Origin of the sequence: Caballeronia sp. GAWG1-5s-s, assembly GCF_023631445.1 — a bacterium.
In the GTDB taxonomy this organism is placed as follows: domain Bacteria; phylum Pseudomonadota; class Gammaproteobacteria; order Burkholderiales; family Burkholderiaceae; genus Caballeronia.
In genome coordinates this window covers 243,778-266,106 of the sequence record NZ_JALQDC010000030.1, presented here as the reverse complement: position 1 = coordinate 266,106, position 22,329 = coordinate 243,778, and the positions used below count along the sequence as shown (strand labels likewise).

Annotated in this window: 16 protein-coding genes and 1 riboswitch; of the genes, 11 read left to right on the top strand and 5 right to left on the bottom strand. The window is 63.8% G+C overall.

Annotation, left to right across the window (positions count from 1 at the left end):
• Positions 1-283 precede the first annotated feature (283 nt).
• Positions 284-1,699 carry a sensor domain-containing diguanylate cyclase gene (locus tag NCR34_RS23575; RefSeq protein ID WP_248323369.1) on the top strand — a complete coding sequence of 472 codons (1,416 nt, stop codon included), beginning with the start codon at positions 284-286 and terminating at the stop codon, positions 1,697-1,699.
• Here NCR34_RS23575 and NCR34_RS23570 read toward each other — a convergent pair.
• The 4 genes from NCR34_RS23570 to NCR34_RS23555 all read right to left on the bottom strand — a co-directional run bounded on the left by NCR34_RS23570 (position 1,696) and on the right by NCR34_RS23555 (position 8,482).
• Complete coding sequence (locus tag NCR34_RS23570) at positions 1,696-1,968, bottom strand: hypothetical protein (RefSeq protein WP_248323370.1); 273 nt, start codon at positions 1,966-1,968, stop codon at positions 1,696-1,698. The two genes, NCR34_RS23575 and NCR34_RS23570, sit on opposite strands and share 4 nt — an antisense overlap.
• A 240-nt stretch (positions 1,969-2,208) precedes the next feature.
• Positions 2,209-4,113, bottom strand: coding sequence for a hybrid sensor histidine kinase/response regulator (locus tag NCR34_RS23565; RefSeq protein ID WP_250501180.1), 1,905 nt, complete (start codon positions 4,111-4,113; stop codon positions 2,209-2,211).
• Positions 4,114-4,424: 311 nt separating this feature from the next.
• Complete coding sequence (locus NCR34_RS23560) at positions 4,425-6,671, bottom strand: multicopper oxidase family protein (protein WP_250501179.1); 2,247 nt, start codon at positions 6,669-6,671, stop codon at positions 4,425-4,427.
• Between the two features lie 632 nt (positions 6,672-7,303).
• Positions 7,304-8,482: a porin gene (locus tag NCR34_RS23555; protein ID WP_250501178.1), complete on the bottom strand. Its 1,179-nt coding sequence runs from the start codon at positions 8,480-8,482 to the stop codon at positions 7,304-7,306.
• Positions 8,483-8,984: 502 nt separating this feature from the next.
• Here NCR34_RS23555 and NCR34_RS28085 point away from each other — a divergent pair.
• The 9 genes from NCR34_RS28085 to atzF all read left to right on the top strand — a co-directional run bounded on the left by NCR34_RS28085 (position 8,985) and on the right by atzF (position 20,441).
• The gene (locus NCR34_RS28085) at positions 8,985-9,119 is read left to right on the top strand and encodes a hypothetical protein (RefSeq protein ID WP_256465417.1); all 135 of its coding nucleotides are present in this window, start codon (positions 8,985-8,987) and stop codon (positions 9,117-9,119) included.
• A gap of 22 nt (positions 9,120-9,141) precedes the next feature.
• A complete protein-coding gene (gene phaZ / locus NCR34_RS23550) occupies positions 9,142-10,311 on the top strand; it encodes a polyhydroxyalkanoate depolymerase (RefSeq protein ID WP_250501177.1) in 1,170 nt (389 codons plus the stop codon).
• A 297-nt stretch (positions 10,312-10,608) separates the two neighbouring features.
• A riboswitch (guanidine-I (ykkC/yxkD leader) is annotated at positions 10,609-10,705 on the top strand.
• 58 nt (positions 10,706-10,763) lie between these two features.
• Positions 10,764-11,834: a putative urea ABC transporter substrate-binding protein gene (locus NCR34_RS23545; RefSeq protein ID WP_248323375.1), complete on the top strand. Its 1,071-nt coding sequence runs from the start codon at positions 10,764-10,766 to the stop codon at positions 11,832-11,834.
• 31 nt (positions 11,835-11,865) lie between these two features.
• On the top strand, positions 11,866-12,681 hold the full coding sequence (locus NCR34_RS23540) for an ABC transporter permease (protein ID WP_250501176.1): 816 nt from the start codon (positions 11,866-11,868) through the stop codon (positions 12,679-12,681).
• Complete coding sequence (locus NCR34_RS23535) at positions 12,678-13,484, top strand: ABC transporter ATP-binding protein (RefSeq protein WP_248323377.1); 807 nt, start codon at positions 12,678-12,680, stop codon at positions 13,482-13,484. The genes NCR34_RS23540 and NCR34_RS23535 overlap by 4 nt, the downstream gene beginning before the upstream one ends.
• Positions 13,481-14,185, top strand: coding sequence for an urea amidolyase associated protein UAAP1 (locus tag NCR34_RS23530; RefSeq protein ID WP_248323378.1), 705 nt, complete (start codon positions 13,481-13,483; stop codon positions 14,183-14,185). The genes NCR34_RS23535 and NCR34_RS23530 overlap by 4 nt, the downstream gene beginning before the upstream one ends.
• A gap of 14 nt (positions 14,186-14,199) precedes the next feature.
• Positions 14,200-14,841, top strand: coding sequence for an urea amidolyase associated protein UAAP2 (locus NCR34_RS23525; RefSeq protein WP_248323379.1), 642 nt, complete (start codon positions 14,200-14,202; stop codon positions 14,839-14,841).
• 177 nt (positions 14,842-15,018) lie between these two features.
• The gene (gene uca, locus NCR34_RS23520) at positions 15,019-18,618 is read left to right on the top strand and encodes an urea carboxylase (RefSeq protein WP_250501175.1); all 3,600 of its coding nucleotides are present in this window, start codon (positions 15,019-15,021) and stop codon (positions 18,616-18,618) included.
• 17 nt (positions 18,619-18,635) lie between these two features.
• Complete coding sequence (gene atzF, locus NCR34_RS23515) at positions 18,636-20,441, top strand: allophanate hydrolase (RefSeq protein WP_250501174.1); 1,806 nt, start codon at positions 18,636-18,638, stop codon at positions 20,439-20,441.
• 92 nt (positions 20,442-20,533) lie between these two features.
• Here atzF and NCR34_RS23510 read toward each other — a convergent pair whose 3' ends face one another.
• On the bottom strand, positions 20,534-21,655 hold the full coding sequence (locus NCR34_RS23510) for an AraC family transcriptional regulator (RefSeq protein ID WP_248323382.1): 1,122 nt from the start codon (positions 21,653-21,655) through the stop codon (positions 20,534-20,536).
• A gap of 162 nt (positions 21,656-21,817) precedes the next feature.
• Here NCR34_RS23510 and NCR34_RS23505 point away from each other — a divergent pair, with 162 nt between their 5' ends.
• Complete coding sequence (locus NCR34_RS23505) at positions 21,818-22,252, top strand: GFA family protein (RefSeq protein WP_248323383.1); 435 nt, start codon at positions 21,818-21,820, stop codon at positions 22,250-22,252.
• Positions 22,253-22,329 lie beyond the last annotated feature (77 nt).

The following is a 22,329-nucleotide window of genomic DNA, read 5'->3' as shown; positions in this document are numbered from 1 at the left end:
GGCAATGCGCAGCCTGATCTAATGGCTACCGGGACACGCCCGAGCCGTCATCCGCTTCGAAACGGAACCGAAGAAGTTCCTCCGCCGATCCGAGCGGTGTAGGCTCGTGCGAAACAATGGTCACGCTCATGTCGATCGAACGAAGCTACCGTCGCCGGATACCGATAGCAACAGTTGCAACTACGGTTCTTCAAGAACCGTGGGCCGAGGCCGTTATAAAGGGCTCAGATTCCTTGGCCGAGGGGCTACAGCGGCAACGATCGCACTTACGCCTCCTCCTACGATGCAAACCACCCTACTTCACCTGCCATCCACGCCGCGCCATCGCGCCATGGCCGCTGCCGCGGCGGCCTTGTCGGTTATTGCCGCCGTGCTCGTCTGGCCGCACGCCAAGAATGCCGGACCGGTCATTCCCGCCTTCTTGCCGGTATTCGCCACCTGGGTCACGGTCACCGAAGGACTGACTGCGCTGCTGCTCTGGACACAGTACGCGGTCTCGGGGCGGCTGCTGTTCGCGGCGCTCAGCGGCGCTTATGCGTTTACCAGCGTGATCGCCGCCATTCAACTGCTCGTGTTTCCAGGGATTTTCTCGCCAACCGGCCTGCTTGGCGCAGGCCCCCAAACGGCGATCTGGATCTGGGTCTTCTGGCACGGCGGCTTCCCGGCCCTCGTGACGGCCTCGTTGATATCCCGCTCCATTCCATCGAGCTTGACGCAGCGGACGCGCGGCAGAGCGATCGCGCTGGGTGCCGTCGCCCTGGCGCTCGCGTTGTGCGCGCTCGCGACCGCCGGCCAATCGCATCTTCCGCCGTTTGTCGCGCAGTCCGGGTCCTATGCGCAGCTATCGAGCAGCCCCGCCGGACTCATTGTCGAAGCGATCAGTCTCGCCGCGCTCGGACTTCATGTCTCGACCACCCGCCTGCGGTCGCTGATGGATTTGTGGCTCGGGGTCGCGCTGCTCGGCGCGCTGATCGACGTGACGCTGACTCTGTCGGCGAGCGCGCGTTACAGCGTGGGCTGGTACGCCGCGCGCGGAGCCTCCATGGTGTCATCGAGCGCCGTGCTCGGGATGCTCATCTACGAGACGATGGGCCTCTATCAGCATCTGTCCGACACCCACCGGCGACTGGTCGAGACCTCCGCGCGAGACGGCCTCACGGGCGTCTTCAACCGCGCCTACTTCGATGAACGCTTCGCGCGCGAGTTTTCATTGGCTTCCGCGAGCAGCCAGCCCTTGTGCGTCCTGCTGATCGACGTGGACCACTTCAAGCAATACAACGACGCGTTCGGTCATCTCGCCGGCGATGAGTGCCTGAAACGCGTCGCGAGCGCGCTTGCGAGCGCCTTGCGCCGGCAAAGCGATTTCGTCGCGCGTTACGGCGGCGAAGAGTTCGTCGTGGTGCTGCCCGCCTGTGAACAGGCGGCGGCGCTGCGCGTCGGACAATCGCTCAGAACGGCGGTGGAGCAGCTCGGTATTCCCTCGGCATCGCCCGGTGGCGGCCCGGTCACCGTATCAATCGGCGTCGCTTGCACGCTCCCGAACGGGCCAGAGACGGCCACCGCGCTGCTGGGCCTCGCCGACGCCGCCCTGTACCGGGCCAAGGCGCGCGGCCGCAATCGAGTGGTCGATGCAGCCGAGCTTTCCGACCGGACGACTGCCTCGAAGAAAACCGCCGGCAGCGAGCGCTTCAGCCACTAGCTGCGCACGGGCCGCGCAACGCTTCGCAGCTTGATGTGCGTCGGCCAGTCAGGGACAGGCGGTTCCCTGCGATCCACCTCCGCCATGCCATGGGCAATGGCGAACTGCCTGGCCGACAAGGCGCACGGAAACTCGCCGAGCGCGCCGCTTGCGCGCACGTCGCCGTTGGGCGTATTGACCACGACCATCGCGGTATAGAACTCGCCATCGTCGATAACGATGGGCGACAGCGTGCACCCCTTGTACAGGATTTCGTATTCAGCTTCCATGACCGCCTTCTCTCAGTTATCTAGTGCTTTTCCCAGATCTTAGAGCAAGGTCGGCAATTCGTACACAGTTCTTAAACTCGTTCAGCAATTTTTTCGGACGAATTGGCGAACCGTTGTGCCACCGTCATCGCGCTCGCCGGTCACCGGTGTTTCCCGCGAATGGCGCTACAGCTAGCGCGAAAGCTTCGTCGCGAGTAGTCCACGCGGCGCGGCCCGAATGCGCCGCCGGCTAAGCCCACGTCAGGCAGCCGCGCCCGCGCTCTCGATCGCTTCACGCAGCTGGACGACATCGACGGGCTTCGTGAAATGGAAGTCGAATCCCGCCTGGCCAGTCCGCTCCCGGTCCTGCGGCTGTCCCCAGCCGGTGATGGCGATGATCGTCACGTCCTTCGTTGCCGACGTCGCGCGAATTCGCCGGGCGACGTCGCACCCGCTCATGCCGGGCAGGCCGAGGTCCAGCAGAATCACTTCCGGGCCGTAGTGCCTCAGGATGTCGATGGCTTCCTCGCCCGAATAGACTGTTCGCACCGCGTGCCCTTCAAGTTCGAGCAGCGCGCTCAGCGCATCCGCCGCATCGATATTGTCGTCAACGACCAGTATGCGATGCTTCGCCCCCGCCAGCGTGACGGCGGCCGGGTCGCGGACCGGTGCCGGCGCGGCCACCACGCGGGATTCGGCCGGAAGGTGAATGGAAAAGCAACTGCCTCGATTCTTTCCCGTGCTTGATGCGGTGAGTCGGCCGCCATGCAACTCCACCAGCGACTTCGACAGCGCAAGCCCGATCCCAAGCCCGCCCTGGCGGTGGTGATCGGGGTTCACCTGCGAGAACATCGAGAAGATGGCGGACAGCTTGTCGGGATCGATTCCGATTCCATTGTCGGCGACTGACAGCACGATCGCGTTATCGTCGGCAGTCGCGGTCAGTTCGATGCGCCCACCCGGCGGCGTGTATTTGGCGGCGTTCGTCAGCAGGTTGCCGAGTACTTGCGCGAGCCGCAGGCGGTCAGCCTCGACATGCAAGGGCCGGGCGGGCGGTTGGATGACAAGCTCGTGCGCCTTGGCTTCGAGAACCGGCCTCGCGATTTCGACTGCTTCGTCGATGACTTCCCTGAGCGCCACCGTTTCCTTGCGAAGCCTGAGCGCGCCACGCGTGATGCGCGACACATCGAGCAGATCGTCGAGCAGCAGCGCCATTGCAGCGGACTGCCGATGCAGCACCGCGACGCACCACTTCCTGCGCTCGTCGGTCAGATCGGCTTGCTCCAGAATCTCCGCGACCTGTCTGATCGGCGCGAGCGGGTTGCGCAGCTCATGCGCGAGCGTGGCGAGAAACTCGTCCTTGCGCCGGTCTGCGTCCGAGAGCGCGCGTTCTGCCCGCACGCGCGGCGTGACGTCGCCGAACCACGCCACGACGGAACCGCCCAGTGACGCGGCGACGACGTGAAACCATTGCTCGCCGTCAGCGCCATCGACGCGCACGTCGAAAGCGTCGCGCCCGTCGCGTTCGGCCAACGGCGCGAGACGGTCGAGCAGCAGGTCCGCGTCCCACCCCGCAGGCCGCACATACAAGGTGGAGCTGCCCACCACCACCCCTGCGGCCGGGTTGAAGAGCCGCGCGGCCGCCTCGTTGAGATAGTCCCAACGAAGCTCCGCGATGTGCCCCTCGCGCACGACCGGTGTGACGATGAAAAACGGAATGCCCGCGCTATTGAGCGCGACGTCGAACCGGTGCCGCGCATCGCGCTCGACTTGCAGAAGGCGATCTGCCGCGTCATGCGTCGCGGCTTCGGCCCGCCCCGCTCGACGGGCCAACTGGGACAGTTGTTGCCCGGCCATCACCAGCAATGCGCCGACGATCGCGTAGGCTAGCAACACGACGCGGTCTTCGGACTGCGGCACGGCGAGCGTGCCGACAGGCTGCATCCATAAGGCACCGAACGCGATGCCGCTCGCCCACAGCAAGGCTCCCGAGAAAGCGCCGAACAGCACCGTGACGATCGGCAGCGCGGCGCTGATGAGAAGGAACGGCAGCCGTCCGTGCGCGATCATGGTCAGGGCTTGCTGCGCGGCGAGGATGGCGGCGGTTGACGCAAGACCGAGCAGAAGTCGCTTCTTGAGCGGATATTGGGCGATTCGAACGATCATGTTTGCGGCCCGCTTGTCGAATATTTGTCCGCCGCATTATCCATTCCTCGCATGCGAAAAGACACCGCGACGTCCCGGCCGACGAAAAAAAAAGCTCCGGCGCGACCCGGAGCTTGAGGATAACAACGATGCGGCTAAGCCGCTTATGCACGAAGAGTCAAGTGCGACGGAGCGGAACGCGGCAGAACTTTTTGCGGCTTGCGCCACGCTTCAACCGGACGCCGGCAACACTGATGCACGTCTGTTACGCAACGCGATGCAATAAGAAGCCGCGCGTTCGTTGTATCGAATCTTGCGACTCGGTGGCACTTCTAGTTCGCCGAGCAAATCGACGATAACGCGGCATCGAGCTCTCTCTGCTTTTTGCCGTCGCGCGCCTCGACCCAACGCAGAGCCTGTCGCGATGTCGATGCAATCGGGTCGGTCATGCGCTGGAGTAACGCGGTCGCGGGCGAAACGACGGCCACGTTCGCCATCATTCCCTGGTCTTCATGATCCAGGATGTGGCAATGCATGACGAACTCGCCGGTGAAATCCTGATAGGCCGTGCGCATCACGAGTTTATAGCCGGGCTTGACGAAGAACGTGTCGCGGATCACGTCCTTCATGCCGCAGTATTCGGTGTCGCCGGTTGCCAGTTCCGCCGCCGTGCATCCGCCCGATGGATCGAAGATCGAATTGCCTGCCGGATTCCGGATGTCCATCACACGGAACGGATTGACGTGAATATGGAACACGTGCCCACCGGCGGCCGTCGCGTTGATGATCCATTGATCGACGTTCCCGAGCACGCCCTTGAAAGGAATCAGCGAAGGATCATACGTCTCGCCGTTGATGACGAAGCGGAATGCGCCGGGATTCGCGGCATTCGGCGTCACGTCGAATGTCACGGATACCTGATTATCTGGCGTCACATCGACGGGAATCCGCGGTGCGAACGCACGCAGATCGAGCGATGCGAGATCGGTCTTGGCGGGCTCCGGCAAGGCGGGATTCGCTTCGACAAGCTGGTTGCGAATGTACTGCCAGTACTTCGAGTGACTGCCGAGCGTGGTCGACGGGATCGTCACGCCCTGACCGACGCGCGCGATGCCCAGCAGGCGACGGTCCTTCACCGCTCCCGACTTCGGGCGGAAGCTGATGGTCGCGGCCGCTTGCCCCGCCTCATCCAGTATGCAGTACAGCCCCGGTGACGGAAACGCAACGAGCACGTCGCTGCGATAGCCGGGGTTGAGCGTGTTCACGTCCTTCTCGATCATCGACTGCATCGTCAGGCCGTCTTCGGCGAATTCCAGCTGCTTCACCGTCTCGCCGCCGCACACGGCGTCGAGCGTCGTTGTTTGTCCCAGCGCGGACTTGTTTCGTCCAAGCAGAGCGGTGAACGAACCGGCCGCCTTGTCGACCTGGGCTTGCGTGACAGACGGTGAATCCGCCTGACCCAATGCAGCGAGGTTGGCGCGCACGATCTTCACGTTGATCGTATCGCGGTTGCCGCCGTGAACCATGCGCCAGCGTCGCACTTCGCCGGCCGGGATGAAGCTCGTCGCGCTCGGATAGACAGGCTGGACCTCGCCGTTGATCTGCGTGTAACGGCCGGAAATGGCCCACGTCGTGTTGAATTGGCCAATATGCGCCGGGCGCGGGTCGGCCGCGAACGTGAGCTGCTTGTCGTAACCCCGAATCTCGCCGACTGCGCCCTTCGGACAGGTCCATTGATGCGTCAGCGGATCGACGAGCGGGACGTCGGATGTGGGACTGTCGAAGCAGCCGTATTCGATTTGCTGAAACAGCATCACGTGTTCGCGCATGGGCTGCTTTCCGCCCGCTCGCGTGAGGATGGTGTCGATATCCGCGCTGCCGTCGGCGACGCCCGCCCGCGCCGCCCGCGTGCCGCGCACGATCAGCACGCCGGCCATCCCGCTCGATACATCGATGGCGGTCGAGCCGTGCAGATGAGCGTGATACCAGAAGGTGCCCGACGGATGATTCGACGGCAGCTGGTACGCGTACTTCTGCGTGGCGCCCGGCGGCACCGAGAGCAGCACGTTGTCGGAAGAACCGGACGGCGACACATGCAGGCCGTGCGTATGCAGATTCGTATGGTTGAAGCAGTGCGGGGTCGTGTGGTCGGCGACACTCGCGCAGGTCGCTTCGGGATCCGCCGGCAATGCGTTGTTCAGCGTGACATTGAGCGTGGCGCCGGGCTTCACACTGATCGTCGGTCCCGTCGGACAGCCGTTGTACGAGCGGAGATTGACGGTATCGAACGCGTTGGTGTCGGGGTTGAAGATGCGATACCTGCCCATCTGCGCCTTGAGCATGACCGACGCGGAATTGCCTGTCGGATTGAGCCCTCGCAAGCACTGCTGCTGGATCGCTGGCGACGCGCCTCCGCCTGCTTTCGACGCTGCCGCGTTATCGGATGCCGCGTCGCTCGTATCGTCGAGATCGACGAAGGAGCGCGCGGCCGGCGCGCTTTGCGCCTGACAGGTCAAGGGCGCGAGCGTCGAGCAAAGCATCGCGGCGAGAAGCAGCGTAAGGGTATTCGGGCGGACCATATCCAGGCTAGGAGCAGTAAGCAAGAGGCGTGGCCCGTGCAACATGCAGGCTCGGCTGTTTCAAAGTGAGTTCGACGACGAGCCGCCCGGCGATGACGCATGCCGGCCGATGCTGACGGGCGCAGACAATGAGCAGGAAAAAAACGCCACGCAAAAGCGCAAGGCGCGGCCGACCGCAGACCTTACGGCAATACGGCTGACTCCTTCCGCCGAAAGTTCGATAGATTCCGCCGCGCGGCTAGGCCGCAGCGAGCTTTGCTGCTGGTAGCCCTCGTTCGAACGCGTGCGGAAAATGGTGGCTTCTGCGCTCTTTGCGGCTCAAAACGTGGCGAAGCCGTCGGCTTTCAGAGCCGGCTGAGGGAGAGCCGTTGGACTGATCGCAGCCTTGCGCCGCGAGCGTTTCTCTGTGGGTCCGTTCCAACGTTCTTGGCGAGCGTCTTGTGGATGGCGCGTCGATCACGCGCCTTCTCTACCGTCCGAATTCGAGCGATTCGACAGCCGTATCGCCGAACGCATCGTTCCGACAGAACATCGCGACGTCGCGCCTGTACTGCGCGATGTGCATGGCCGGCCGCATTTCAGATGGACGCGGAACCGCGCTGCGGTTCGGCGTCCACGTTTCGATGCTAACCCTAGAAGCGGTGTCGCACGCCCACGGTAGCCTCGACCTGATTCGATGTCGATGCGGGCGCGCTGATACCGTTGATCCAGGCGACCCCGAGAGGGTTGCCAGCCCTCGCGCTCACGCTTTGATAGGTGCTTTGAATGTACACGTCCGTGCGCTTGGAGAAGGCGTAATTGGCTAGCGCGCTCACCTGATTCCAGTGCGGCGCACCGCCACCCGCGTTGCCTCCGGCGCGTGAGTAAGTGTAGGCGGCCGCGAGCATGACTGCAGGCGTCAAGGCAAAGCGCACGTTTCCTTCATAGTTCTGGAAGTGTGTGTTGAAGCCAGTCAGAAACAGTTCGGTCAGGTTCGTTTGCGTATAGACCAGGCCCGCGACCAACGGCCCGATCGCATAATTCACGCCTCCGCCCCACGTCTGTTGCCGACGAGCGAGTGCGCCCAATGGCACGGACGTTGGCGTCAGCAGGCCTGACAACGAGGTTCCCAGGGTATCCGTGACCGCCCCGCTCGTGTTGAGTTGTGCCGGGGTCGCTGCCGAATTGTTCAGGTGCAGATATCCGGCGCCGACGTTCAACGGGCCCCACGCGTACGACATGCCGACACTGTACGCACGGTTATTCGCGAAGCCGCCGGCAAGGTTCGAGAACCCGTACAGCGCGCCGAGTTTGAAGCCCGCGAAATCGGGACTTTGATACTTCACCGAATTGTTGATCTGAAACGAGTCGTTCAAGTTGTCGATATCGAACGGATGGGCGAAGTGCGTGCCGCCATACTGCGTTCCGGTAAGCGAGAGCGGTCCGAGGAAGTCGACCATGTCGTCCGTTTGACGCCCCAGGGTCAGCGAGCCGAAGTCGCGACTGGAAACGCCCACGTAGGCCAAACGGTTGAAGATGCGATTGGCAGATGAGAACTGCCCGTTATTGATGTTGAAGCCGTTCTCCAGGTTGAAGATCGCCTGCAGTCCGCCGCCGAGATCTTCCGCACCGCGCAGCCCCCAACGACTGTACTGAACGCCGCCGCTCGTCATCTGCCAGTTGCTGTGACCACCGGCTCCTGTGCCGGTGATCTGGCTGTTCGTGTAAGTCAGGCCTGCGTCGATCAGGCCATAGAGCGTCACGCTGCTTTGCGCTTGCGCCGTACCGGCCAGGGTAGCCAGCGCCGCTCCGGCAATCAGAGTTCTCTTCATGTGCAACTCCACGGTTGAAGTGTTTTTCATTAAACGCTTCACGCCACCCCGTGCCGCAACGCCCTCTCTACGGAGAAGCTTCCGTCGTCCCAAAAGAATAGCGTCAATTTGGTCTGCGAAGCTATCGGACGCATGGTTCGTCGCTGAATCGCAACACGTGGCGTTGCGCTTTGTGGCTGATGACCGCTCGAATGAAACGGTTAAGTAGTCGTTGATTGGTTGTCCTGCCGTTGACGTTTGCGAGCCGAAAATTCGTGATCGAACACCCTTGTTTTCCGAGTCGAAATTGCCGTCCACTTGTTCGCCTGTTACGCGACAAGCGACCGCAGTACCGGCCTCGAATCCCGCCGAGGAAACACCGTGCAGGCACATGCAATGCACATCAATAGTAAGTCCGGCCATGTTGCAGTCGGGAGATCGACTCTCCCGCCGAGGCGGCGCACTACCGTAATTGGGCGGCGTTTGGCACACCGGAATCATGAACGCTGACCCGGAGAAGACCATGAGCGAAATTGCTCGAGACCTCATCGAAATGCTTGCCTTTGCGGCGTCGCAGGCAGTGACGCAAGAAGCCATACGCCAGACGGCAATGAACATCATCGCGCCCGGCGTTGCGGACCTTCGAGGAGGCTGTTGACCATCCGAGGAGACGGGAAGGCATGCCTAATTCATGGCTCGCGTACGGACGGTGGCTGGATGCAACGTTGTTCGGAGCCAGGCGATCACCCGCTTTCGAAATAGGAACCATCGAATGCGCGGGCATCGCCTGTCCTGTGCAGGAAACGATCATCGATAGCGTGCCGTTCTGCGACTTGCGCCGCTTTGCGGCGAAGAAACACGCGACGCAGGTTTCGCGTTCCAGCACGCGAACCGCGATCCTGCTGTGCGCGCCGCTCGCGGGTCATCATGCGGTGATGCTGCGGGAAGCCGTCGAAACGCTGCTACACGACGGCGACGTCTACGTCACCGACTGGCAGGATGCCCGCGACGTTCCTCCCGATGCGGGCCCGTTGAGCCTCGACGACTATGTGATGACGCTCGAACGCTTCGTGCAACACGTGCAACGCGAGCATGACATCGTCCATATGCTCGCAATCTGCCAGGCGGCGCCCGCGGCCCTCGCCGCCGCCGCGCTTTTGGCGGATGCGGGCAAGTGTCGGCTTGCAAGCATCACGCTGATGGGCGGCCCGGTGGACGCGCGGCTCAATCCCACGGCACTCGAACGGTTCGCGAGCAACCACGATATCGCCTGGTTTCGCGACTTCACCATCGACACCGTGCCGCAACCCTATGCAGGCGCGACGAGGCGGGTTTATCCCGGCCATCTCCAGCGCGCTGCGCTATTCGCGGCACATCCCGAGCGGCAAAGCGCAATAGGCGTGCGCTACTGGCTAAGCGCCATGAATCTTTCGGCGGAACCCTTTGCAAACACGCGGCGCGAACTCGACGAATACGCAGCCGTGCTGGATATGCCAGAGGCCTATTTCCTGGACATCATTCGCGTCGTCTTTCAGGACGCGTTGCCTGCGCGCGGACTCTGGCACGTCGACTCAAGGAAAGTACGGCCCGAGACTTTGGGAGAAACGCCGCTCTGCACCATCGAAGGAGATCGCGACGACATCACCGGCGAGGGCCAGACTCACGCGGCGCATGCGTTATGCGCCGCGGATCGCACTCCGCAGTGGCGACTGACCATCGACGACTGCAACCACTACGATCTGTTCACCGGGCCTCGCTGGCGCGACGCTATTCATCCGGCGCTCGCGGAATTCTGGCAAGGCGTCAACGCGGACAAGAAGCAAGACGGGCGGCACCAGCACGGTCATTAATGGAGACCTGCACTCTTTCCCGTGCGTCCTGAAGCTCGGCGGTTATCGGTCCTTGCCCGCCCGACCTTCGGCAACACTGCATGCCCACGCTCCCTCTCACCCCCCTTTAACGGCGCAAACAAAGAAACCGCGCCCAAAAGCCGTGCATCGTGACGCGTTCCAGTGCAAGCCATCACCTGGACCGCGCATGTCTCGCCCGACATAGCGCGGAGAAGCCCAAATCTCCGCGCTTGGCACGCTTCCCGCTTTAACCGTTGTGCAAGGAGCCGGCGCGTCATCCGGTTCACCAAACAATCTGAAATGGACGGCTAGGGTTCCGGTCTGCTCGCAGACGCTGGTCCGAGAGCTGTCGACCTCGAACGAGGTTACACGGCGGGACAAAAGCCCGGGAGAGAACGCGATGTTTGCGCTGCTCCCTGCCGTCGCCAACCGTCTCCTCCGAGGTCAACCTCATGCGCAAGCTCGTCCGCTGTCTCGGCATCGCCGCCGTTTCCCTCGTCACGCTCGCCTCGAGCGCCGCGTTCGCCGCGCCCCGCAACGACTTCAAGGTGTGCTGGACCATCTATGCGGGCTGGATGCCCTGGGGTCAGGCCAAGACTCAAGGCATCGTGTCGAAGTGGGCGAAGAAGTACGGCATCAATGTCGATGTCGTGCAGTTGAACGACTACGTCGAGTCCATCAATCAATACACGGCCGGCAAGTTCGATGGCTGCGCCATGACCAACATGGACGCGCTCACCATTCCGGCCGCGGGCGGCGTCGATTCGACCGCGCTCATCGTGAGCGACTACTCCAACGGCAACGACGGCGTGCTCATGAAGGGCAAGGGCAAGCAGATCGCCGATCTGAAGGGCCAGCAAGTCAACCTCGTGCAGTTCTCCGTGTCGCATTATCTGCTCGCACGCGCGCTCGACAGCGCCCATATGAGCGAGCGCGATCTCAAGGTCGTCAATACATCCGATGCCGATATCTCAGGCGCATTCGCGACGCCGGCCGTTCACAACGCGGTGACATGGAACCCGATGCTCGCCGATCTCAAGGCACAGCCCAGCGTCACCGAAGTCTTCGATTCCAGCAAGATTCCCGGCGAAATCATGGACATGATGGTCGTCAACACGAAGACGCTGCAGGAGAACCCGGCGCTCGGCAAGGCGCTGACCGGCGCATGGTTCGAGATGGTCGCGCTGATGCACGGCAACTCCGCCGAGACCACGAACGCGCTCAGCGCAATGGCGAAGTCTTCCGGCACCGATCTCGCAAACTTCAAAGGCCAGCTGTCCACCACTGCGCTCTTCTACACGCCGAAAGCCGCGCTCGATTTCGTCACGAGCCCCGACATGCCGAAGATCATGACGCGCGTCGCGAAGTTCTCGTTCGATCACGGCCTGCTCGGTCAGGACGCGAAGAGCGCGGACGCGGTGGGCATGGCGTTCGACAAGGGCGTCGTGATCGGCAACAAGAGCAATGTCAAGCTGCGCTTCGATCCGACCTATGTCGAGATGGCCGCAGCGGGCAAGCTCTGATCATCTTCGAGTCTTCAACGAGGCGGTCACCATGCGACTCATCAATCGACATCCGAGCAGGACCGGCGGCCTGATGCTGCTGCTGTTGCCGTTCGTCGTGCTGTTTGCGGTCTATTTCACCGGATCGTCGATGCGGCTTTCGGTCAATCCCGACGACAAGCTGTTGCCGAGCGCGGCGCAAATGAGCGTTGCCGTGAAGTCGGTCGCCTTCACCGAGGACAAGCGCACGGGCGAGTATCTGTTGTGGGCCGACACGCTGTCGAGCTTGCGGCGTCTTTGCATCGGCCTCGTGGTGAGCGCGGCGATCGCGCTCGTCGTCGCCATCGCGACAGGCTCGTTCCCGCTCGTCAGCGCGACGCTCTCGCCGTTCATCACGGTCATTTCCATGGTCCCGCCGCTTGCCGTGCTGCCCATTCTTTTCATCGTGTTCGGGCTCGACGAGTTGTCGAAGGTCGTGCTGATCGTCGTCGGCATCACGCCGATGATCATTCGCGACCTGCATGCGCGCACAAGCGAGATTCCCGCCGAGTTGTGGGTCAAGGCGCAGACGCTCGGCGCAAGCAGCTGGACGCTGATTCTGCGGCTCGTGCTGCCGCAACTGCTGCCGCGCTTGCTGGTGGCGCTGCGTCTTTCGCTCGGCGCCGCGTGGCTCTTTCTGATCGCGGCGGAAGCGATCGCGTCCACCGACGGCCTCGGCTACCGCATCTTTCTCGTGCGCCGCTATCTGTCGATGGACCTGATTCTGCCGTACGTCGCGTGGATCACGCTGCTCGCGTGGCTCACCGACGAGCTGCTCCGACGCATCACGCAATGGTGCTTCCCGTGGTACGGCGGGAGCGCGCGATGATCGAAGTCCGCAACGTATGGAAGGAATACGGCGATCAGGTCGTGCTGGAACGCCTGAATCTCACCATCAAGGAAGGCGAATTCTGCTCGATGGTCGGCGCTTCGGGCTGCGGCAAGTCGACGTTTCTGCGGCTCTTGCTCGGCCAGGAACGCCCGACGCGCGGCGAGATCCTGCTGGATGGCGCGCCGCTCCCGGGCGAGCCGGACGAGCATCGCGGCGTCGTGTTTCAACGCTATTCCGTGTTCGATCATCTTGACGCGCTGCATAACGTGATGCTCGGTCTCGAACTGCCGCGCGCGAAGTTCACGGGCCGGCTGTTCGGCGCGCAGCGCCGCGCCGCGCGTGACGAAGCGGCCGCGATGCTCGAACGCGTGGGTCTTGGCGCGGCGCTCAACAAATATCCGCAGCAGCTTTCGGGCGGCATGCAGCAACGGCTCGCCATCGCGCAGGCGCTGATGATGAAGCCGCGCGTGCTGTTGCTCGACGAGCCGTTCGGCGCGCTCGATCCGGGCATACGCAAGGACATGCACGCGCTCCTCTCCGAGCTATGGCGCGAATCGAAGCTCACCATCTTCATGGTCACGCACGACCTGAAAGAAGGCTTCACGCTGGGCAGCCGCGTGCTCGTGTTCGACAAGGTTCGCGTGGACCCGCAAGCGCCCGGCGCTTACGGCGCGCGCATCACATACAACATCCCGCTCGATCGCACCCGCGACTCCGCCTCGGCCGTTCATATCGCGCAGGCGGCAGTTCACGGTGCTTCGGACATCGAACTTGTTTCACTGGAGGGAATTCGTCCATGACATTGCTGCTCGAAGAAACCGTCCCCGGTGGCGGGCATACGTCGCTCATCGTGAAACGCGGACAGTCGCTGCGCGTGACGGACCTGCGCGGCGGCGCGAACGTCAGCGTGATGATGGTGAACGCGGCGGAGAAGAGCGAACGGCTGAACCTTCCCGATTCGCTGAAGTGCCAGCACACCGCGAAGCTCACGGCGGGCCATTGCCTCTACTCCGACATGGGGCGCGTGCTGGCCGCGATCGTCGCGGATACGTGCGGCTGGCACGACAGCATTGGCGGCGTATCGAACGCAGAGGAAGTGACCGAGCGCTACGGCGTGGGCCGCTATCAGGAATTGCGCAACGCGTTCTATCGCAACGGCACAGACAATCTGCTCGTGGAGATGGGCAAGTGGGGCCTCGGCATCTCCGATCTGATGATGACGCTGAATCTCTTCAGCCGCGTGGATGTGACCGACGAAGGCGCGCTGCGCTTCGTGCCCGGCAACTCGAAGGGGGGCGACTACGTGGAGCTTTACGCGCCGATGAACACGCTCGTCGTGCTCACGGCCATTCAGCATCCGCTCGACCCGAACCCCGAGTATTCGCCGAAACCCGTCAAGCTCGAACTGAGCACGGCGCAAGCGGATGTCGCCGAACTCTGCCGCACCGCGTGCGACGAGAACGTACGCGGCTTCATCAACACCGAACGCTTTTTTCTGTGAGCACGGACCCACTCATGACCAGCACGCTTACCGTCAGCGACAAACATCCCGAAAGCGCGGTGTATCGCGAAACGCTCGCCGCGGGCGAGCCCTGGCTGCACGAGGTGAAGGCCGGGCAGACGCTGCGCATCGTCGATCTGGAAGGCAATCAGGCCGTCGATACGCTGTTCTATAGCCTCGCCGATCCGCGCGAACGATTCGATCCGCAACGCACCCTGCGCCGCCAGCAGAGCCTTTATCTGACGTCCGGCACCGTGCTGTATTCGAATCTCGGCAATCCGATGCTCACCATCGTCGCCGATACCTGCGGCCGTCACGACACGCTCGGCGGCGCATGCGCGCAGGAAAGCAATACGGTGCGCTACGCGCTCGAAAAGCGCTACATGCATAGCTGCCGCGACAACTTCCTGCGCGCCTGCGCGCACGACGGGCGGCTTTCGAAGCGCGACATCGGCGCGAACGTCAACTTCTTCATGAACGTGCCGGTGACTGCGCAAGGCGGCCTGACCTTCGAAGACGGCATTTCAGCGCCGGGCAAGTACGTGGAGTTGCGCGCGGAAATGGACGTGATCGTGCTCATTTCCAACTGTCCACAACTGAATAACCCGTGCAACGCCTATAACCCGACGCCCGCGGAGCTCTTGATATGGAACTGAAGCGCATCCGTAGCTTCATCTATCACATCATGCTCGTTCGCTCGGGACGATGCTTCGCGCGCACGCGCGAGGAACTAACCCAAGCGCATCGCTGAACGCGTGTCGTGTCGGCCGTGGACGACCACGGCTCGCCATTCTCACGGCGGGACGGCCCGCCTCCGAATCAAGACTGCCTCCATGTTCGAGAAGATACTCATTGCCAACCGTGGCGCGATTGCGTGCCGCATTCTTCGAACGTTGCGCGAACTGAATGTCACCGGCGTCGCCGTCTACGCCGAAGCCGACCGCGCGAGCCGTCACGTCAGCGAAGCGCCCATCGCTCATGCGCTCGGCGACGGCCCCGCCGCCGTGACGTATCTCGACACGGCGAAGATTCTGGAGGTCGCGCGTCGCGAAGGCGTGCAGGCGATTCATCCGGGCTATGGCTTTCTGTCGGAGAACGCGGCGTTCGGCGAAGCATGCGAAGCGGCGGGCATCGCGCTTATCGGGCCGACGCCCGTGCAGTTGCGCGCCTTCGGCCTGAAGCACACGGCGCGCGAAATCGCCGCGAGTCAGGGCGTGCCGATGCTCGAGGGCACGGGACTGCTCGAAGGCGTGGCGGCGGCGCTGGAAGCGGCGCAGGCCATCGGCTATCCGGTGATGCTGAAGAGCACGGCGGGCGGCGGCGGAATCGGCATGCGCGTGTGCTGGAACGCCGACGAACTCGCCACGCATTTCGATGCCGTGAAGCGCCTCGGCGAGAACAATTTCAGCGATGCGGGCGTGTTTCTGGAGAAGTACATCGAGCGCGCGCGGCATCTCGAAGTGCAGGTGTTCGGCGACGGCCTCGGCGACGCGATCGCGCTCGGCGTGCGCGATTGTTCGGTGCAGCGGCGCAATCAGAAGGTGCTCGAAGAAACGCCCGCGCCGTGCCTGCCCGAAGGCATATCCGACGCACTCTGCGACGCCGCCGTGAAGCTCGCGGAGGCCGTCGATTACCGCTCGGCGGGCACGGTCGAATTCGTGTACGACAGCGCGGCGCGCCAGTTCTATTTTCTCGAAGTGAATACGCGCCTTCAGGTGGAACATGGCGTGACCGAGCAGGTATGGGGCGTCGATCTCGTGCGCTGGATGATCGAGCTCGCGGCCGGAACGCTCGCGCCTTTGAAGCAGCTCGCCGCTGGCCTCACGCCGCGCGGCCACGCGATACAGGCGCGGCTCTATGCCGAAGACCCGGGACGCGATTTCAAGCCGAGTCCGGGCCTGCTCACGGATGTATCGTTCCCGCCCGCCGATGGCCGCGCGCTGCGCATCGATACGTGGATCGAAGCGGGCTGCGAGGTGCCGCCCTACTTCGATCCGATGCTCGCAAAACTCATCGCGTGGTCGCCAACGCGCGACGAAGCCCGCCACGCGTTGGATGCGGCGCTCGACGAGACGCGCATCTACGGCGTCGAAACGAACCGCGACTATCTGCGCCAGATCGTGCAGGACACGCCGTTCGCATCGGGCGAACCGTGGACGCGCTGCCTGGAGGCGCTCGCCTATCGCGCGACGACCGTGGAAGTCGTGAGCGGCGGCACGCAGACGACCGTGCAGGACCATCCTGGACGGCTCGGCTATTGGGCGGTCGGCATTCCGCCGTCGGGACCGATGGACGACCGCGCGATGCGGCTCGGCAACCGGCTGCTCGGCAATGCGGCGGATGCCGCCGCACTCGAAATCACGATGAGCGGCCCGACGCTGCGCTTCAACACGGACGCGGTCGTCGCCATCACGGGCGCGCAGATTCCCGTGCATCTCAACGATGTCGAACAGCCGCTGAACACGAGCATCCATGTTCCGGCGGGTGCCACGCTCGCGCTCGGCACGATACGCGGCGCGGGCGCGCGCGCTTATCTGTGCGTGCGCGGCGGGCTCGATGTCGCGTCGTATCTCGGCAGCCGCAGCACGTTCACACTCGGCCAGTTCGGCGGGCACGGCGGCCGCGCGCTGCGCGCGGGCGACGTGCTGCATCTGTATCCGCTCGCGGATCAGCACGCGGGCGCGACGCTTTCCAACGTGCCGCCGCTCGACAGCGTGCGCACCATTCGCGTGATCTACGGACCGCACGGCGCGCCCGAGTATTTCACCGCGCCGTATATCGAGCGATTCTTCGACACCGAGTGGGAGATTCATTTCAACTCCAGCCGGACCGGCGTGCGCCTGATCGGGCCGAAACCGGAATGGGCGCGCGAGGACGGCGGCGAAGCGGGACTGCATCCGTCGAACATTCACGACAATCCGTATGCGGTCGGCGCGATCGACTTTACCGGCGACATGCCGGTGATTCTCGGCCCCGATGGCCCGAGCCTCGGCGGTTTCGTGTGCCCGGTGACGATCATCGAAGCGGACCTGTGGCACATCGGCCAGTTGAAGGCGGGCGACAAGGTGCGCTTCGTGCCGGTCGGTATCGACGCGGCACGCGAGGCCGCGCGCCAGCGCAGTCACGAGATCGACACGCTGACGATCGCGCCGCACGCTCTGCCTGAGCGGACCGCGCCGCTGACCTCGCCCATCGTTCTCGATACGGGCACGGACCGTGAAAGGCTCGTGGCGCGCGTTTCCGGCGACACGCATCTGCTGCTCGAAATCGGTCCGGCGGAACTCGATCTCGTCTCGCGCTTTCGCGGTCATGCGCTGATGCAGGCGCTTCAAGCGCAGGCGCTCGCCGGCGTGATCGACCTTACGCCGGGCATTCGCTCGCTACAGGTCCACTATCGGCCCGACGATCTGCCGCTCGCCCGCCTGCTCGCGATCGTCGACGAGGCGTGGCAGCAGGTGCTGCTGCAACGCGATTTGCGCGTGCCGTCGCGCGTGGTTCATCTGCCGCTTTCGTGGGACGATCCGGCGTGCCGGCTCGCCATCGAAAAGTACATGACCACCGTGCGCAAGGATGCGCCGTGGTGTCCGAGCAATCTGGAGTTCATCCGCCGCATCAACGATCTCGACTCCATCGATGCCGTGAAGCGCATTGTCTTCGACGCGAGCTATCTCGTGATGGGCCTGGGCGACGTGTATCTCGGCGCGCCCGTCGCGACGCCGCTCGATCCGCGTCATCGGCTCGTGACGACGAAGTACAACCCGGCGCGCACCTGGACGGCGGAGAACTCCGTCGGTATCGGCGGCGCGTATCTGTGCGTCTACGGCATGGAAGGGCCGGGTGGCTATCAGTTCGTCGGCCGCACGTTGCAGATGTGGAACCGCTATCGCAAGGTCGCGGATTTCGCGGGACAGCACTTCCTGCTGCGCTTCTTCGATCAGATCCGCTTCTACGAAGTCCCGGCGGACGAGCTGCTTCGCATCCGCGCGGATTTTCCGCTGGGCCGCTATCCGTTGCGCATCGAGCAGACGGAGTTGTCGCTGTCGGACTATCAGGCGTTTCTCGCGGAAGAATCCACGAGCATCGACGCTTTCCGCTCGCGGCAACAGGCAGCGTTCAACGCGGAGCGCGAACGCTGGCGCGAAGCGGGCGCGACCGAGGACGCGCTCGATGTGCCTGCCGTCGAAGAAGCGCAATTCGCCGCGCTCGAAGACGGCGAAGTCGCCGTGGACAGCGAGATCGCGGGCAGCCTCTGGCAAGTGAAGGTAGCGACCGGCGACGCGGTATCCGCGGGCGACGTGCTGCTCGTCATCGAATCGATGAAGATGGAGATCGCCGTTTGCGCGCCATGCGCGGGCAAGGTCGGCCCGATTCATGTCGCGCCGGGCTCGCCCGTGCGCGCCGGCCAGCGCGTCGCCGTCATCCAACGTCACTGAACACGGGATACACCACCATGCCGTCATTCGATCTGCGCCTATCCACGCTTCGGTCCGCGTACCGCGCGAAGACACTCACGCCGCGCGCGTTGATTGCGCAATTGCGCGACAAGGCCGCGACGCTGAATCCCGAGTTCAATCTCTTCATTCACCTTTTGAGCGAAGCGGAACTCGCGCCATATCTCGAACGGCTCGACGCGCAGGACTCCGAAGCGATGCCACTCTACGGCATTCCGTTCGCGATCAAGGACAACATCGACCTCGCGGGCATACAGACGACAGCCGCCTGCCCCGCGTTCGCCTACACGCCATCGGAGTCGGCGACCGTCGTCGCGCGCCTCATCGAACTCGGCGCGATACCGCTCGGCAAGACCAACCTCGATCAGTTCGCGACCGGTCTCAACGGCACGCGCTCGCCGTACGGCAAGTGCCGCAACAGCGTGCGCCCGGAGTATCCGTCGGGCGGATCGAGCGCGGGATCATCGCTCGCCGTCGCGCTCGGCGTGGCGAGCTTCGCGCTCGGCACGGACACGGCCGGTTCGGGCCGCGTGCCCGCCGCGCTGAACAACCTCGTCGGACTCAAGCCGACGAAGGGCCTGCTTTCGATGGCCGGCGTCGTGCCCGCCTGCCGCACGCTGGACTGCGTGACCTACTTCACGGCGACGGCGCAAGAAGCGAGCGAACTGCTCGCGCTCACCGCGCAAGCGGACGACCGCGATGCCTATAGCCGCAAGAATCCGCAGTGGAACACGACGCGTGCATTCGGCACGCCCGCCGCGTTTCGCTTCGGCGTGCCTGCGCAACTGGAATTCGCGGGATGCGCAGAAAGTCCCGCATTGTTCGATGAGGCTCGCGCGATGCTCGAAGCAGCCGGTGGCGAGGCCGTCGAGATCGACTTCGAGCCGTTCATCGAGGCGGCGCAGCTGCTTTATCAAGGTCCCTGGGTCGCGGAGCGTTACAGCGTGGTGCGCGACCTGATGCTCTCGCAGCCCGATGCGGTGCTGCCCGTCATCCGCGACGTGCTGGCGAAGGCGCCCGGCGCGACCGCTGTCGACCTGTTCCGCGCGCAGTACCGCTTGCAGGCGCTGAAGGCAATCTGCGATGCGTCGCTCGATTCACTCGACTTCGTTCTGACGCCGACGTATCCGCGTCCGGTCACGCTCGCCGAACTGGAAGCTGATCCTATCGGACCGAACTCCCTGCTCGGTCACTACACCAACTTCATGAACCTGCTCGACTACGCCGCCGTCGCGACGCCGACAGCTTTCATGCAGAACGGTCTGGCGTGGGGCGTCACCGTCTTCGGCCGCGCTTTCACGGACCAGTATCTGCTGGGCGTCGCCGACTTGCTGCAACGCGCGAGCGGCATCGCATGCGTCGGCGGCAACGTGATGTCGGCGGACGAGCGAAGCATCGCCACGAACGATCGCGTTCGCATCGCGGTGTGCGGCGCGCATATGCAGGGCTTGCCGCTCAACCGGGACCTGCTGGCGCGAGGCGCGCATCTCGTGCAGGCAACGCGCACCGCTGCGTCGTATCGGCTCGCGGCGCTGCCGGCGTCGGCCGATGGAACGCGTCGGCCGGGCATGTGGCGCGTGGCGGAAAACGGCGTCGAAATCGCGGTGGAAGTGTGGGAGATGCCGTTCGCCGAACTCGGCTCGTTCATCGCGACCGTTCCCTCGCCGCTTGCCTTGGGCAAGGTCGAACTCGCGGACGGGTCGTGGGTAATCGGCTTTCTCTGCGAACCGTATGGCGTGCAATCGGGCACGGACATCTCGGCGTTCGGGGGATGGCGAGCGTGGCTTGCCGAACAGCGGCGATGACCGGCGTTTTGCCGATCGTAGCCATTCGCGTTGGCCCGATCGGCATCGCTTCGTTTGACTCGTCGGCGGTCGATAGCGATCAGTGCCGGACGTTACGCTGCGTCGTTCATCCGATGTTCGCGATGCGGTCCCACACCCGTTGGCACGGCGAATGACGCGCACGCTTCCTCGTCCGCTTCGGCACCGACGACGCTCGACGAGGCATCGCTACCCGCGCGGCCCTGACTACGCCGCCAGCTCGCGGGCGGCATCCCGAACTGGCGCTTGAACGCCCGATTGAACGCCGCCTCCGATTCATAGCCCACGCGTTCCGCCACGGCCGCAATCGGTCGCGGCCCGGCGAGCAGGTCCTGCGCGGCCACTTGCAAGCGCCAGCACGCGAGGTATTGCATCGGCGCCTGACCGAGCAATTGCGTGAACCGCTGCGCGAGCGCGGAACGCGAGAGACCGACGCGGCGCGCCAGTTCATCGACGGTCCAGTCATGACCCGGCTGCGCGTGCAGCAACGCGAGCGCCTTGCCGACGAAACGGTCTTCGACGCCCGCGAGCCAGCCACGACGATCCTCGGGCATCGATGCAATGCAGCGCCGCACTGCTTCCACGAAGAGCAGTTCCGAGAGCCGCGCAAGCACGGTCGCGCTGCCGGGACGCCACTCGGCCGCCTCCGTCACCGCGAATCTCAGCGACGATTCGAGCCACGCGGATTGCGGATCGTTGCGCATGTCGATCTTGAAGAGACGCGGCAACGAAGAAAGCACTGGATTAACGAGCATATCGTCGCAAGCGAGAAAGCCGCACACGATCCGCGTGCGAACCGCTTCCTTTGCCCCTTCCTTTTCCGCGCCCTCTCCACCGACGCATAGGCGCATCACGTCGCCGGGGGAGGTCGCCAGATATCTCGCCACGAGTTCCTCGGCGGGCGTCGGCTCGAGATCGAGCGAACTGCCCATCAGATGCGCCTCGCCTCGTGGCACGACGAGCAGTTCCCCCGCATCGACGCGAATGGCCGACGCGGGGTCGTCGGTCAACGCCGCCCTGCAACTGCCTTCCAGAATGAGGTGATACGACACGACGCGCTCGGCGCGCGGCAGGAACGTCGCGCACATGGCGGGCGCGACTTGCCCGACCACGCACCACGGCGCCGTGAAATCGCCGTTCAGATACACGGCTCCGCTGAGACGCAGAAGACGAAGAACGTCGGAAAGCGCATCCATGGCCAGTCCCAAAGTTTCGGCGTCCCGCGCAAAACATCTGGACGCTCGGTCATTCAACGAAGCGGTCCGCGCGCCGATACTGGCATCCACGCGAAACACCACTGACGCAAGGTTAAGCCCAGTCGTAACGTTCGCCAACCCACACTAACGAGGGGTCTTCCGATGAATGACACAGCTACTTACCAAGGCAGTTGTTTTTGCGGCGCGGTGCAGTTCACGGTGAACGGGAAGCCGGAAGGCATGGGCTATTGCCATTGCGCGTCGTGCCGACGCTGGTCCGCGGGCCCCGTCAACGCGTTCACGCTCTGGAAGCCGGATGCGCTGCGCATCATTCGTGGCGCGGACCATATCGCCACTTACAACAATACTGAGCACAGCTATCGAAAATGGTGCACCAATTGCGGCGGGCATCTCTTCACCGAGCATCCGCATTGGGGGCTGACCGACGTTTATGCCGCCGTGATCGATGACTTCCCGTACGAACCAGGCCTGCATGTGCACTACATGGAATCGAAGCTGCCGATGAAGGACGGTCTGCCGAAGATGCAGGACTTGCCGAAGGAAATGGGCGGCTCTGGGTTAAGCGTCGCCGAGTAGTTCGTTGTTCAAGTAGTTCGCGTTGTTCGCGTTGTTCCGTAGCAATCCGCAAACAGGCAGCACGCGTGAGTGGTCTT